This is a genomic window from Geobacter sp. (assembly GCA_009684525.1).
Taxonomy (GTDB): domain Bacteria; phylum Desulfobacterota; class Desulfuromonadia; order Geobacterales; family DSM-12255; genus Geoanaerobacter.
In genome coordinates this window covers 575,400-589,922 of the sequence record WKKR01000002.1, presented here as the reverse complement: position 1 = coordinate 589,922, position 14,523 = coordinate 575,400, and the positions used below count along the sequence as shown (strand labels likewise).

The 14,523-nt window shown below is 59.0% G+C and carries 10 protein-coding genes; 3 read left to right on the top strand and 7 right to left on the bottom strand.

Annotated elements, in window-relative coordinates; genetic code table 11:
* Both GJT30_08820 and GJT30_08815 read left to right on the top strand, forming a co-directional pair.
* The gene (locus GJT30_08820) at positions 1-2,295 is read left to right on the top strand and encodes a hypothetical protein (protein MSM39703.1); all 2,295 of its coding nucleotides are present in this window, start codon (positions 1-3) and stop codon (positions 2,293-2,295) included.
* Positions 2,296-2,534: 239 nt separating this feature from the next.
* The gene (locus GJT30_08815) at positions 2,535-3,941 is read left to right on the top strand and encodes a DUF4157 domain-containing protein (GenBank protein ID MSM39702.1); all 1,407 of its coding nucleotides are present in this window, start codon (positions 2,535-2,537) and stop codon (positions 3,939-3,941) included.
* Between the two features lie 27 nt (positions 3,942-3,968).
* On the opposite strand, the gene GJT30_08810 is transcribed toward GJT30_08815, so the two are convergent.
* The 3 genes from GJT30_08810 to GJT30_08800 are packed head-to-tail and all read right to left on the bottom strand — an operon-like array spanning position 3,969 to position 7,571.
* Entirely contained in the window at positions 3,969-5,036 is a 1,068-nt protein-coding gene (locus tag GJT30_08810; GenBank protein ID MSM39701.1) for a PilT/PilU family type 4a pilus ATPase, read from the bottom strand.
* A 12-nt stretch (positions 5,037-5,048) separates the two neighbouring features.
* A complete protein-coding gene (locus GJT30_08805) occupies positions 5,049-6,704 on the bottom strand; it encodes a pilus assembly protein PilB (GenBank protein MSM39700.1) in 1,656 nt (551 codons plus the stop codon).
* A gap of 12 nt (positions 6,705-6,716) precedes the next feature.
* A complete protein-coding gene (locus GJT30_08800; GenBank protein MSM39699.1) occupies positions 6,717-7,571 on the bottom strand; it encodes a phospholipase in 855 nt (284 codons plus the stop codon).
* 235 nt (positions 7,572-7,806) lie between these two features.
* Here GJT30_08800 and GJT30_08795 point away from each other — a divergent pair, with 235 nt between their 5' ends.
* Entirely contained in the window at positions 7,807-8,811 is a 1,005-nt protein-coding gene (locus GJT30_08795; GenBank protein ID MSM39698.1) for a hypothetical protein, read from the top strand.
* Between the two features lie 76 nt (positions 8,812-8,887).
* Here the strand turns inward: GJT30_08795 and GJT30_08790 are convergent, their stop codons facing one another.
* From GJT30_08790 to GJT30_08775, 4 genes are all read right to left on the bottom strand, one after another.
* On the bottom strand, positions 8,888-9,961 hold the full coding sequence (locus GJT30_08790; protein MSM39697.1) for a response regulator: 1,074 nt from the start codon (positions 9,959-9,961) through the stop codon (positions 8,888-8,890).
* A 171-nt stretch (positions 9,962-10,132) separates the two neighbouring features.
* Positions 10,133-12,223, bottom strand: a complete 2,091-nt coding sequence (locus GJT30_08785) for a HAMP domain-containing protein (protein ID MSM39696.1) — start codon at positions 12,221-12,223, stop codon at positions 10,133-10,135.
* A 215-nt stretch (positions 12,224-12,438) separates the two neighbouring features.
* The gene (locus GJT30_08780; GenBank protein ID MSM39695.1) at positions 12,439-13,386 is read right to left on the bottom strand and encodes a transglycosylase; all 948 of its coding nucleotides are present in this window, start codon (positions 13,384-13,386) and stop codon (positions 12,439-12,441) included.
* A gap of 32 nt (positions 13,387-13,418) precedes the next feature.
* A complete protein-coding gene (locus GJT30_08775; protein ID MSM39694.1) occupies positions 13,419-14,495 on the bottom strand; it encodes a diguanylate cyclase in 1,077 nt (358 codons plus the stop codon).
* Positions 14,496-14,523: the final 28 nt, after the last annotated feature.

The following is a 14,523-nucleotide window of genomic DNA, read 5'->3' as shown; positions in this document are numbered from 1 at the left end:
GTGACCATGCCAGCCATGACGACATATCGATTCCGCAGGTTCGTGGCCACACTGCTGGCCGGGGGGACCATTCTCCTGTCCGCCGTCTGCGGGGGGGGCCCCCGGCCTGCCCTTGCCGCTGCACAAGCGACGCAGGCGGTCGATTGCAGCCGGTTGCCGAGCAAAGAGACCTTTGTTCGCGAACGGTACGACCGCGAAACCATCCGCAAGATCCAGATGTGCCTGGCGGTCAAGGGGTACTACACCTGCAAGCTCGATGGCATCAGGGGTCCGCAGACCATCGCCGCCCTGGCAAAGGTCACAACAGGGAATCCGGACTCCACCCCTCCCCTGCAAAAGGACGGCCCTATTACGGTCTATGACCTGACAAGCCAGGACCTGGAAGAGCTGAAGGCGCTGAACGCGATGATTGCCCAGTTGCAGGAGCTGCAGGGGGTGGAGTTCGCAGACGGCTTCGAGCTGATAACCGCGGTGAAGACGGCCATCAAGGAGGTAACGGATCGCTACGCCGGCTACCAGGCCATTGTCATGAAACAGCTGGACCAGCTGAAGAGCTATGTCCTGACGGAGAAGCAGTTTGATGCCCTGGAGCAGGCACAGGTGCCGGAGAACATCGTCGACGCGCTGCGCGATCTCCAGGACGAGCCGTTTGCCGACAAGGAGACGCTCACCAAGGCGGTCACGGCAAAACTGCAGGAAATCGGCGACCCGACCGGGTACTACCGGGGGCAGATCCTCCGGGATGTCGACGAGATGGCCGTATTCAGCCTGCCGGACAGTTTATTCCTGAAGCTGGAGGAGATGCGGGTTCCCGACGGGGTCCTCAAGCGGCTGCAGAAGCTCGGCGACGTTGAATTCCCCACCAGGGAGCTGTTTCTCAATGCCCTGGAGACGGAGATCTTCACGCCGATGAAGGCAGAGGAGGAAGCCGACTGCGAAGACTGCCGGCTCTATCGGACCGTGCTCCTGACAAAGGCGGAGAAGAAACCCCGGTTCGACGCGAAGAAAAAGATGCAGTGGAGCGGCTGGTCGTGCGGCTGCTATCTCGACAATCTGTCCGGCGTCCTCTACGGCTTTTACCCGTTCTGGAAGGGGGGGAACAGACAGAAGATCGATTTCAGCTCCTTCAGCCGGATCGGCTACTTCGCGCTCACCTTCGACGAGAAAGGGGAGATCCCCGAGCGGCGCCACTGGCAGCAGAAATCACCCGACCTGGCCGACTTCATCAACCAGGCGCGCCGCTACCGGACCGCCGTCGATCTGGTCTTCTACAAGAGCAACTGGGAGAACTGGGCGCAGTTCGTCTCCGTGAAACGGACCTCGTTCATCGACACGCTGACCACCAACATGGTGGAGCTGATCGACCAGAAGCTGGAAAACAGCATGCTGAACCGGATGAAACCGCTCATCTCGCTCGGGACCGCCCCGAAGCCGGCCATGGGAGACGGCATCACTCTCTTTTTCGAGGGATACCCGAATGATGCTGCATCCAACGAATTCCTCAAGCTGTTTATCAAGGAGCTGCGCAAGAAGCTCACGGCCGCCTCCGGCAGCTTCAAGCTGAACCTGGTGCTGCCGTACCGGGAGATCGGCAGGCTGAAAGATCTGATAGCGGAAGGCAAGGACAAGAAAGAAGCAGTCAGTGACGTCGACCTGTTCCTGGTCCTTATCGACAGGCCGATCACCACGTCCAAGAAGGATCTGCGGCTGGAAGTGGAAAAGATGTTCACTGGCATCGTGCGACGCGACGCTTTGCGCAAGATTGTACCGGTCATCACCTGGGGGACGGCCGCAAGCCCGGCAGAGAAGCAGCAGTTTTTCGACGACATGGTCTATTTCGAGGACAACTTCGGCGGGGCCGGCTTCTGGCCGGTTCCGACCAACAGCGACAACGGGGCGGCCGAGATCGGCGACACCATCAAGGAAGTCTTTCCCATGACGGACAACCAGGACTATTTCCAGGCCATGTTCAGCGAGAGATTCCCCTGGTTCGGCAAATTTGTCGGCCCCCATCGCTGGGAACTCCGGATCGTGCTGGATATCCTGCTGGCGGTAATTCTCCTTGCGGCCGGTCTCTCCTGCTGGATCTTCGAGCTGCAGGACTTTTTCCGCAAGCATTCTCTCTGGCTCCTGGGGGTTGTCCTGGCGGCAACCCTGATCCAGATGTGCCTGTTCGTCGGCGACCCTTACTGGAGAAACCGGACAACCGAGATCCTGCTGCTCGCCGTGGCAGCCGGCGCCGGGGTGGGGATCTGGTTCTACATCCGCCGGATCAAGCGGGTCGATCTGCCGTAGCAGGTCGTTGAAAAACCTGAGTTTTCAACATCTGCTAGCGGAAACGGGCACGGAACATACCAACGTTGTTGCGACTGGAGGTCATCATGAAACGGACAAGGGACGGACACAACGGGTCAGTGTCGGCAACAGTCCATGCTGCGGCTCATAACGGGTTGTCCGGAGTGGCGGTCAGAGCCGCGCAATCGCCGGCGCAACGGTCAATCGCCGGAAGGATCGATACCAGCCCCTTGATGGTTATGCAACGGCAAGAGCTGCACGGTCTGTTCGGCAACATAGCCCAGTTGCAGGGAGTGGAGGAAGAAGAACCGTTACAGGGTAAGTTTGCGGCGTTGCAACGGGTCGAGGAAGAAGAACCGCTGCAAGGCAGGTTTGCACCGGTACAGCGGATCGAGGAAGAAGAGCCGTTACAGGGGAAATTCGCCTCTCAAGCCACTGTCCAGCGGGAAGAGCAGCCCGCCGCCAGGACCAACGACACCGGCCTGCCGGACACGCTCAAGACCGGCATCGAATCGCTCTCCGGCGTATCCATGGATAGCGTCAAGGTCCATTACAACTCTCCCCAGCCCGCCCAGTTGAACGCACTCGCCTATGCCCAGGGAAGCGACATCCATGTGGCGCCGGGCCAGGAGCAACACCTCCCCCATGAGGCGTGGCACGTGGTGCAGCAGGCCCAGGGGCGGGTGCAGCCAACCATGCAGCTGAAGGAAGGTGTGCCGGTGAACGACGATGCAGGGCTGGAGCGCGAGGCGGATCAGATGGGGGAGAAAGCGGTGCAGGGGAAGTTCGGCCCGGATGAGGCGCGTGCACATATCATCACCGGCAACACCGTGCAATGCATGACCTACACCTGCCCGCGCATCCCCAAAATTGCCGGATGGGACCCGTACAACGACAAATGGCCCGGATCACAAGGGGCAAGTAGACTTTGGGGCGCTTATGCCAGCCGCGGCTCCGATGTGAAAGGTACCGCCCAGACATTGTGCGACGATGTGACCAAGCTGACGAAGGCTCTATCCGACGGCCAGGACATGGGGCATCCGCACATGGTACCGCAGAGGATGGGAGGAAAAGGGGTGATCGGCAACGTCAGACCCTGGTCCCAGACATTCGAGACCAACGACTGGCACGGAGTGCTCGACAACAAGATCAAGGATCATTTCCGGGACAACGTGGCCACGGGCGGCAATCTGTATGAGGATGTGGAGACCGTCGATTCGCACATCTATACGGAGTCATGGCTGACCCCTCTGCGCAGACGCTACGATGAAGCAGCCGACAATGCCGACCGCGCGAAACTGGGACTCTATCTCGCCCAGATAAGGACCATCCTGGACCCGGTCCCCGACGACGCCAAAGTCATCGCCTCGGGCGCGACCTTCCAACCCGCAGGTATCACCTTCACCCCGCCTCCCCTGAGAATGGACAAGGCGAAAACGGCGCTCAATACCTTCAACGGCGGCAACCTGGACAATGTCCAGCAGGACCCGCTCAATGCCAAACCTACTTTGAAACATGTGCAGAAGCTGTGCGACACCGACAACATGGCAGAGATCAAGAAACTGTCCTCGAATGTCGGTGATTGGGAGCCGGAGGCATGGAATTATTACCTGGACTGGCAAACGACCCCGAAAAAGAAGAACTGACCGTCACTGGCCTGCGCCTTCGCCCACTCAGGCTGGCGGAGTCGCCAGATACTGCTCGAACTGCTTCTTGTCCGATGCGCAGCGGTAGGCCTCCTCGGGATTGACCCGCTTGGTCTTGAGCAGGTCGAGCAGGTGCTGGTCCATCAGCTGCATGCCGTCCTTGCGGGCGGTCTGGATGATGGAGGGGATCTGGAAGGTCTTTCCCTCGCGGATCAGGTTGCCGATGGCCGGGGTGCCGACCATGATCTCCAACGCCGCCACCCGCCCCTTGCCGTCGGCGGTCTTCAGGAGCTGTTGGCAGACCACCCCCTTGAGCGATTCGGAGAGCATGGCGCGGACCTGCTCCTGCGAATCCTTGGGAAAGACGTCGATGATCCGGTCGATGGTCTTGGCTGCCGAGTTGGTATGCAGGGTGCCGAAGACCAAGTGCCCGGTCTCGGCAGCGCTCATGGCCAGGCTGATGGTCTCCAGGTCGCGCATCTCGCCGACGAGGATGACATCCGGGTCCTCGCGCAGCGCAGCACGCAGCGAAGCGGTGAAGCTCTCGGAATGGTCGCCGATCTGCCGCTGGTTGAGGAGCGACTGCTTGTTCTCGTGGATGAATTCCAGCGGGTCCTCCAGGGTGAGGATATGTTCGCGCCGGGTCGAGTTGATCAGGTCGATCATGGCCGCCAGGGTGGTCGACTTGCCGGAACCGGTGGGACCGGTCACCAGCACCAGCCCCTTCTTCAGCATGGTGAGTTTGCGCACCCCTTCGGGGAGACCGAGATCGTCGGCCGAGAGGATCTTGGTCGGGATGATGCGGAAGACCGCGGCGATCCCGCGGTGCGTCATCAGCATGTTGCCGCGGAACCGGGCCAGGTCCGGCACGGAGTAGGCAAAATCCAGGTCGCGTCGTGTCTCGAATTCTTCCCGCTGTTTATCGTTGAGGATCTCGAACAGGATGACCTTCAGCTCATCGTTGGTCAGCACCTTGAAATTGAGCCGCTCCATCTCGCCATGCAGGCGGAAGATGGGCGGCGAACCGGTGGAGAGATGCAGGTCGGAAGCTCCCTGTTCCTTCATCATCCTGAACAATGCGTCGATACGTGCCATGGAAAAACTCCGTTACAACAGTATGGAGGTTACATATTCCTCCGGCGAGATGTCGCCGGAGCGCAGCAGTTCGTCCCCTTGCTCGGCACTGCCGCGGTACCCCCGGTCAGCCAGGAAGCGGAGCAGGTCTCTGCTGTCGGAGACGGTCTCGAACGCCTCGACAACGGCGGAATCGAAGCTGATCACGTCCAGCAGAAAGCGGCTGCCGCGATAACCGCTCTGTTCACATTCCGGGCAACCGGAGGAGCGGAAATAACTGCCGGAGGGGAGTGCAGTCCCTAGTGCCGCGCTCTCGTCGGGGCTCAGGTGGTAAGGCTGGCGGCAGGCGGGGCAGAGCAGCGAAACCCGTCGACACGAAACGATCCCGCGGATATAGGTGGGGATGATGTAGTGCTTGTTCCAGAAATAGAGCAGGTGCCTGATCGCCGCCCCGATCTCCTTGAGGGAGACGCCGACGATGACCAGTTTTCCCCGCATGACAGCCTTGCTGGCAGCGATGAATGACTGGCTTTCCGTGGCATCCTCAACGGCAACGATATCCGGGTCATGCTCCAGAACAGCACTGATCAGGCTGTGGGTCTCGCCGGGGGATATCCCGTGAGCCGGGACACGGGGGAATCGCTTGGTTCCCTGCCCCAGCCCCTCACCCAGAAGGATCACGCTCTTGCCCGCCGTATCAGCCTCGCTGAGCAGCAGATCGATGAGACGGCACCTCTCCTCGCTCTCCCGGTGGGCGACAACCACCATGCCCGCACCGGCAGGGAGCTTCCGCAGCTGTTCCTCAGTTGCAGGGGCAAGGTGCAGGTCTGCCAGCCAGGCGGGAAATGCATCGGCATGGCTCTTCTTGAAGGTGACAAAGTCCCCTCCCAGCCCCCTTAAGAGCAGGACCTGGAAGTTGTGGCGCTGTCCGCGCAGGGTAAAGGAGAGCCCACTCTTGGTACTCGTCTCGCTGATCCCTTCCAGTTTGCAGCCACGGCGTAGATGGATCATGAACTCCTGGTAGTGGGTAATGGCAAGGGTCCCGATCTCACGAGTGGCACCACCACGGCGCGCAGTGACGCTGACCATGTCCCCCAGCGGCTGCAGGGAGATGACCGTCAGGCGGTTCTGAATAAAATAGGCCAGCAGATAATCGAGAAACGTGGCACCCGTGATGTCGCCGTTGATGATTTCCAGGACCCTGGGTGAGAACGCCGACGACGTCAGGCCAAAGGATACCGGTGAGGTGGGAACACCGTAAAATTGGTCCTGCATTTCGCGGATTTCCCGGATAAGGGCGACCGAAACTATAACCTGGTATCCGGTTGACCGTTCCACCGCCTCGATCGCCACCCGGTTGAGCGGATCTGCCATGGCCACGTTCAGTTCGTCTCCGGCCCGGATCAGGGGGATGAGGTTGTACTGCCGCGCCGTCTGTGCCGGCAGCAGGGCAACGGCAGCAGCATCGATCATATCCTTTTTCAGGCGGACATAGGGGATGTCGAGCTGGTTGGAGAGGGCCCAGTCGATATCCTCCTGGGTCACTACCCCCAGCGTAACCAGTGCCTCACCGAACCTGCAGTGGGAAGCCTGCTGCGCCTCCAGGGCAGCCCGGATGTCATCCTCTGAAATAATGTGCGATTTCATCAGGATATAGCCGAGGGAGCCTTCCTTGATCAGTCCTTCCATCTCTCCTCCATGTCAGATGCCCCATTTATAGTTGAGGAATTTCATGGTCTGTTCATACCCCTGTGCCAGCAGGTACTCCTTTTCCTCGTTCGTGAGACTGAATCGCGCCGGCTCGATGTCTGCACAGTAGAGCAGGATGGTATCCTTCCAGCGCCCCCCCTTGATGAACTCCTTCTCCATGGCATGGAGCGAGAAGTTGAGTGTCTCGCGAAAGTACCGAGCCAGCGACAGCTTCCCATCCTGATGCCTGAGGGTCCGCTTGGAGACCACCTTGAGGATCAGCACCCGTTCGTGTCGACCGAAGGATTCCTCCACCGATCCCGCCATCAGAGAACCGTCGACAAAGACGTGGTCTTTGCCGTTATGCCGGTGGCGGCGACAGGCATAGATCCAGGGGATGCCGTTGGAAAAACGGGCTGCCGTGGCAACCTTGAGTTCGGGATGGCTGGCTGCGGAAAAGACCACGGCCCGGTAATTGAGGATATCGGTGGCAATCACCTGGATAGGGATACGAAAGTCGCCGGAAAACGATCTCCCCCCCAGCTTCCCGTCGACCCAGGCCTCAAGGGCATCGCCGCTACAGAGGCCGTAGCCAGAAAACATGCTCTTGAGGCTTATGTCCTTGAACCGTGCGGAATCAAGCGCCATGGCCTCTCGTCGCAGATCCTCAGGGGACATGCCGGAGGCGAACAGGGCGCCGACAATGCTGCCTGCTGAGGAACCGACGATCTTCCCGATCCGGAGCCCCTTTTCCTCAACTGCCCGCAACGCTCCCACCAGTGCCGGATAACGGATCCCGCCTCCCAGGAGGAGCAGGGTAATCGGTTCATTCTTGTGGAAAGGGATAGAGGCGTTAACGATACTCATTGGACGGCTCGACAGACCTGGCAGGAATATTGACGGCTGAGACCAAAGTATAGAATGGGAACGGGCAAAGTCAACACTACCGGGAGAACGGGAGATCACAAACCTTTACTTTTTGAACTTCAATGTGTTAGGCTGACAAATTCCGGCGGGGCACCCCTCCGCCGCAACCAATCGACTGGTCCCGTACCGGGCACACTTTCCACCGGAACCCGGGGATGGAACCACAGGAGACAGCATGAAAAGAAAAGCGCTCGCCCTTCTCTCCGGGGGGCTCGACTCCACCCTTGCGGTCAAGGTGATGCTTGAACAGGGGATCGAGGTCGAGGCCCTCAATTTCACCTCCCCCTTCTGCACCTGTACCGGCAAGAACGCCGGCTGCAAATCCGAGGCGGTCCGGGTCGCCGAAGAGTTCGGCATCCCCATCAAGGTCATGAACAAGGGGATCGAATACCTGGAGGTTGTCAGGAACCCTCGCCACGGCTACGGCAAGGCGATCAACCCCTGTATCGACTGCCGGATCTTCCTGCTGAAAAAGGCAAAGGAATATATGGCCGGATCAGGCGCCGATTTCGTCATTACCGGCGAGGTTCTCGGGCAGCGCCCCATGAGCCAGCGCCGCGACACGCTGCGGGTGATCGAGCGGGAGAGCGGCCTGGAAGGCCTGCTGCTGCGGCCGTTGTCGGCAAAGCACTTCCCCCCGACAATCCCTGAGCAGGAAGGGTGGGTCGACCGGGAGAAACTCCTGGCGATCCAGGGACGTTCCCGCAAGGAACAGATGCAGCTGGCCGAGGAACTGGACGTGACGAATTACCCCTGCCCGGCCGGCGGCTGCATGCTGACCGAGGTCTCCTTCGCTCCCAAGGTCAGGGATATCTTCGACCATAGCGACGAGCTGCAGATGCGGGATTTCCGGCTGCTCAAGCTTGGCCGCCATTTCCGCATCGGACCGCGGACCAAATTCCTGGTGGGGAGAAACGAAGCGGAAAACGCCACACTGACCGCCCATGTCCAACCGGGAGAAGCGAGCCTCCGCTGGCTCGAAGGGGGGAGCCCCCTCGGCGTCGTGATGGGGCCGGTGACCCCGGAATCCCTCGACATCGCTGCCCGGATCATCCTTCGCTACACCAAGGCCGCACCCGGCCAGCCCTGCAGCATGAAGGTCGTGCGCGACAACGGCGAGGAGCGGCTCTCTGCCACGAATGACTTTACCGATACGGATGTAGAACGCTTTCGCATCTGATCTTCGCTTAGCCGCAACCATAAAAAAAGCCGGGGCATGTCATGTCCCGGCTTTTTTCATCCCCTGCCCCTGCAACTCAATCGTGGTCGTCCCCATAAATCCGGGCAAAATCATCGGCCGTATCCCGGAATGCCTGCAGAACCAGGGGATCGAAGTGGGTCGGCAAGGTTCGCCCATCACCTTCGATAATGATCCGGCAGGTCTCCTCATGGGAAAATGCCGACTTGTAGACCCGCACGCTCCGGAGCGCATCATACTGGTCGACCAACATGACGATCCGTCCTTCCACCGGGATGTCATCACCGCTCAACCCCCGGGGATATCCGCTTCCATCCCAGCGTTCATGATGATTGAGCGCGATTGACGCAGCCATCTTGAGCATGGCGAAGGATGAGCCGGCAAGTATCCGCTCGCCGATGGTGGTATGGGTCTTGATGATTCTGAACTCTTCCGGGGTCAACGCCCCCGGTTTCAGCAGGATGGAGTCGGGGATGCCGATCTTCCCCACGTCATGCATGGCACTGGCGATGCGGATCGTTTCCATGAACTCATCGCCCATGCCGATCTCGCGGGCAAGACGCTTCGCATACCTGCCGATGCGCACGATGTGCCGTCCCGTATCCTCGTCGCGCAATTCCGCGGCGGCAGTGAGTCGGGAGATGGTCTCGATGCTCAAGGTTTTCAGCTGGCTCAAGGCATCGGCTAGTTCCAGGGTCCGCTGGGCAACGGTTCGCTCCAACTCCTCCTTGTAATTGCGTTCAATCTGGCGCAACCGCTTGTAGTTGATCGCCTTCTCCACGGCATGGATCAGGTAGGCGGGATTGTACGGCTTGATAATGAAATCGGTCGCCCCCTTCTGGATGGCCAAAACCGCCATCTCCAGTTCGGCATAGCCGGTCATGAGGATCACCGGCGTTTCAGGATCGGCCTCATGGATCCGTTCCAGCAGTTCGATACCGGTCATGAATGGCATATTCACGTCGGTGAGAACAAGGTCAACCTTTTCTCCGGGAAAGTCAACCAGCACATCATGACCATTCTGGAACGGACGGACCATGAACCCGGTCATCTGCAGCAACGCTGCGACACTTTCCAGTACGAACCGGTCATCATCAACTACGATGATTGTCCCTTTGACTTCATTCGACACGAATCGCGACCTCCAAATGTCTTCAACTGCTGAACAGCCCAACGGAAAGCTCAAAATTGCCGGTGCGACCCACTATTCTATCAACTAGAACCTCGTGTGCAAAACAGTATACCCGAATTCTCCGCAGAGGCGACCGGTTCCGCTGCACACATGCATATTTCGCCGAATTTTTTACCCCTCCTCTGCCGAATAGCCGATCCGGACCCCTCCCCAATGCCGACCTGCAATGATGATCGGCGTTGACATGTCGTTCATGATCTCCCCCGTATCGCGCATGTACGTCTGCAACAGAAAGGACGAGGTGTTCTGCGCAGCTCGAATGCCGGTGCGATCATCGAAAATCCGCTTCGTACGGTTTCTCACCTTGTCATTCTCGGGGTCGCCCGTCAGAGGCTGGGCAAATTTGAGATTGTGGCTGGGGCAGTACCCATGATCGTCAACGCAGATGGCAAAGACCAGATTGCTGCCTTTGCGCAGAACCTCTTCCTGGATCGGCGAGATCCACTGATCGAAGAAGCTGTCGAATTGGGTGGAATACTTTTGTGGCACGGTATTGGGAATCGGCCGGTACTGCCGTGAGAAGAGGGCGTCCGTGGTGATCTTGCCGTCGGCGACGGCCTTCTGCAGGGCTGTCGTTACTCTGTCCCTCAGTTCACAGGCAACCTCTTTCATAGCGTCATGGTAGTTCCCCACCTTGAACCGGCCAACCGTCGCATAGATCTGTTCCGCAACCCCTGACAGGTGGTGCAGGGTCTGGTCGTTGACCGTCATGAGGCCATTAACGTCCTGGGCAACCGTCGAGATCCTCTGGATCTTTTGCGTAATCTCGCTGGTGGTGGCACTCTGCTCTTCGGTCGCCGTGGCAATCTGGCTGATCATGTCCGTGGATTCGTTACTCAGCCGCCTGATGTTTTCCAGGGCATCCCGTGCGGTCTGGGCCGTGGCAACCCCTTCTGCAACGCGAGCCTGCTCTTCTTCCATAGATGCTGCTGCCGCCTGCCCCTCCTCCCGGATCGCCAGGATGATCCGGGCAATCTCCTTGGTCGAGGCAGCAGTCTTTCCGGAGAGATTTTTCACCTCATCGGCAACCACGGCAAAACCACGGCCGTGCTCACCTGCCCGGGCCGCCTCGATGGCGGCGTTGAGAGCCAGCAGGTTGGTCTGGTCGGCGATCTCCTCGATCAGGCAGACGATTTCGCCAATGGTAGCCGACGATGCGGCCAACCGCTGCACCGTGGCAAGCGTCTTGTCGACGCTCTCCTTGATTGCCTCCATGCAGTGCCATGTCTCTTCAACCGCGCTCATCCCGTCGCCGGCCGCTCGATTGACGGCAGAGGCCAGTTCGGCTGCCTGATGGGTGGTATCGGCGACACCGTTCAGCGTTGCAGCCATCTCCTCTGCGGCAACGGCAACCGCAACCGCCTCTTCTTTCTGGGTTCCTGCGGCATTGACGGTTTTTCCCGTCGTCTGCGTCAGTTCACAGACCTTCAGCGCCACCCGTCCACCCTGATCATACAGGGCACCGATAATCTCCCGCAATTTTGCCGTAAGCTGGTTGATATCCATGGCCAGACTGCCGATTTCGTCCTTGGAGCGGACGTCGATCTCCCGGGTCAGGTCGCCTTCCCCTTTGGCCAGGGCCTCCACATTACCGGAGAGCATCAGTATTTCTCGGACAATAGTTCTACGGAAAAAGAGATAGAGCCCTCCCAGCATGATGACAAATGCGGTAATCCCTGCCACGGTCAGCACCTTCGAGAGCCTGATTGCAGCCTGATACCCCTGGTCGAGCGGCGTTGTCAGCACAACCGCCCCTAGGTGCGCCGGATCGTTGGGATGACAGGACTTGCAGCGCTCCTCGTTTTTCAACGGGATGACCGTTGTCAGAGTTCGTTTTCCCTCGCGCTCTTCACGCATCTCAAAGTGTTCGCCATTCTTGAGTGCTGCATCTACCTCTTTCTGATATGTCGCCCCCCCACCCGACTTGAGCTTTCCTTCCTTGTCGAAAATACCCAGCTCTGTCACATGGCGCCTCTCCTTCATCTGCCTCACATAGCGGTCTACTTGCGCCACTTCGCCACGGAGCAGATAGTCATCCACGTCGCGAATGATGATCCCGGCCAGCGACCTGCTGTTGCTTATCTGCAGTGCAACAGTGGATTTGAACTGCAGCCAGAGGGCAGTAACCCCCATGATGGCAAATCCCAGCCCCAGGGTAAGGCCGATGATGACGAGCACCTTGTACATGAGTCTCTTCTGCATGCATCCTCCAGGTGACACCGTTGCGGTGCGACATCCAACACATTCAGACTTCAAGATATTGTTTCGGATGCATACCCCTTTTCTTAAACGCATCGGCCAGGGATCATCATTAATTTTTCCATATGTTATCTGGCATTGTGTCGCAAATGAAACAGGGGGGCTCTCAAGCCCCCCTGCGGTTGTCCATCGCGGACACTTTATCGTCTATCGGTGCGTCACTGTTTTGTAGGTTGTTCCGCACCCGTCTCACCCTGCGGAGGAGTTTCCGCCGGGCTTTCCTGTTTTTCCGCCGGCGCGCTCTCCCCAGTGCTCTCTTTTTCCTCTTCTACAGCAGGAGCCGTGCCCGGAGCGGTTGCACTACTCATGGGCTGAAACACCTCCTGCTTCTGGATGCTGGCATCGACCTTGCGCTGCAGCCTTACCACGTTCGGCACTTCGGCCAATGCCTGCCGGTACTCACCCTCGCTCAGGACCCCCTTTTTCCGCAGCAGTTGCAGAATCATGTCCGAGCGCCGCAACACCTTACCAAGGTTTTTGTAAGGGTTGTAGGCAACTCTGGGGCCGGGCAGCATGGCGGCAAGAAATGCTGATTCCCGTGGGGTAAGGGTTGATGCCGGTTTGCCGAAATAATACTGTGACCCGTGGCCGATACCGTAGACCATCGGGCCAAGTTCCACCACGTTCAGGTAGAGTTCGACGATACGCCCCTTGGTCAGTTCCTGTTCCATCCGCACGGCGAGATACAGCTCCTTGAATTTGCGCGTGATGGTCTTTTCCCGGGAAAGGAAGAGGTTCTTCGCGACCTGCTGGGTTATGGTCGACGCACCACGGGCGAAGCTCTTCTGCTCAAGGTCGTATTTTATGGCATTCTTGATCGCCTTGACGTCGATCCCTTCGTGCTTGTAGAAGTTGGCATCCTCTGCCAGGATAACCGACCACTTCATTTCCGCAGGGATGTTCCCGCCCGAAACCCAAGACCGGTTCTTCGGACCGACAACGAACGGGTGATACTTCCCCTGCCAGTCCTTGACCTGGATGGTCATGGAAGACTTCCGGTTCTTCAGTTCCGCAACTGGGGGGAGCAGGGCAAGGGAGACGATGATGTAGCCGGCATACAGGACCAGGCAGCCGATGCCGACCAGAATGATGGATTTCAGACGCACGAGAACCTCATGAGTTGTCTAGCAGTTTCTCTTCAATCGCTACCGGCACCGCAGAGGGCAGCAACGCCGACTCCGTTGCGCGATGCCTCTTTTATCGCGTACATCGCCTTGTCGGCGGCACCCAGCAGTTGCTGGGCCGTTTCCGCATCGTCGGGGTAGGTTGCCACGCCGAAACTTGCGGTTACCACCAGCGGAGTCCCGTCATCAGCAACAAAATCCGTGCTGCTGAGCAGGGAACAGAGCCGCTTGGCAAGCATAACCCCATGCTCCTTGAAGGTGTTGGGGAACATCAGGACAAACTCATCCCCCCCGAAGCGCGATCCGCTGTCGATCTTGCGGATGCTGTTCCCTAGGAGACGGCCAACCTCGCTGAGCAACCGGCTTCCCACCAAGTGTCCATGGGTGTCGTTGACCCGCTTGAAATGATCGAGATCGAGAAAGATCAGCGACAAGGCGCCGCCGTAGCGCCAGGTCCTTTCGACCTCGTATTCCAGGAGCTCGTTGAATCGCCGGGCATTCCAGAGTCCGGTCAGTTCATCGGTAACCGCGAGTTGGTTGACCCTTTCGTGTGCCCGCGCATTCTCGATGGCAATGGCGGCAAAATCGGCAATGGTCGTGAGGATGGCGAGGTCTGCCTCGCTGAAGCTTCCATCCTCCAGACTGTTCTCCAGCTGGATGACCCCGAGTATCCGCTCGCGGCTCTTGACCGGGATGCAGACGATGGAGCGGGTCGTGAACGAGACTGCCCGGTCGACGGCATCACAGAATCGCGAGTCTTCCCGCACGTTGGGAATCAGGAGCGACTCGCCATGTTCCACAACCCAGCCTGCAATGCCGGTACCCTTTTCCAGGCGGGTCCCCTTGAGCAGCCGGGATGCGGTTGAAATGGCGATCTCGAATACCAGGTCGCCCGACTGTTGGTCAACCAGGAGCAAAGACCACGCAGTGGGCTGCAGAAGGCCGCTCACCCGCTCCATGATCGCCTGGAGCACCTCTTCCAGATCCAGGGATGCCGTGAGCGCCTTGCCGATCTCGACCATGGTAGCAAGCTCGGCGTTCCGTCTCTGGAGGGCTTCCTCCAGAAGATACCCAGTTGTGCCGTTCACCACGACTACCCCCTCTCGGAAAAACGGGCTG

What these genes read in the sequence shown, in the direction of transcription:
- GJT30_08815 (MSM39702.1), top strand. Translation starts at nt 2,535, where the DNA reads ATGCAACGGCAAGAGCTGCACGGTCTGTTCGGCAACATAGCCCAGTTG.
- GJT30_08810 (MSM39701.1), bottom strand. Translation starts at nt 5,036, where the DNA reads ATGGCACGTATCGACGCATTGTTCAGGATGATGAAGGAACAGGGAGCT.
- GJT30_08805 (MSM39700.1), bottom strand. Translation starts at nt 6,704, where the DNA reads ATGGAAGGACTGATCAAGGAAGGCTCCCTCGGCTATATCCTGATGAAA.
- GJT30_08800 (MSM39699.1), bottom strand. Translation starts at nt 7,571, where the DNA reads ATGAGTATCGTTAACGCCTCTATCCCTTTCCACAAGAATGAACCGATT.
- GJT30_08795 (MSM39698.1), top strand. Translation starts at nt 7,807, where the DNA reads ATGAAAAGAAAAGCGCTCGCCCTTCTCTCCGGGGGGCTCGACTCCACC.
- GJT30_08785 (MSM39696.1), bottom strand. Translation starts at nt 12,223, where the DNA reads ATGCAGAAGAGACTCATGTACAAGGTGCTCGTCATCATCGGCCTTACC.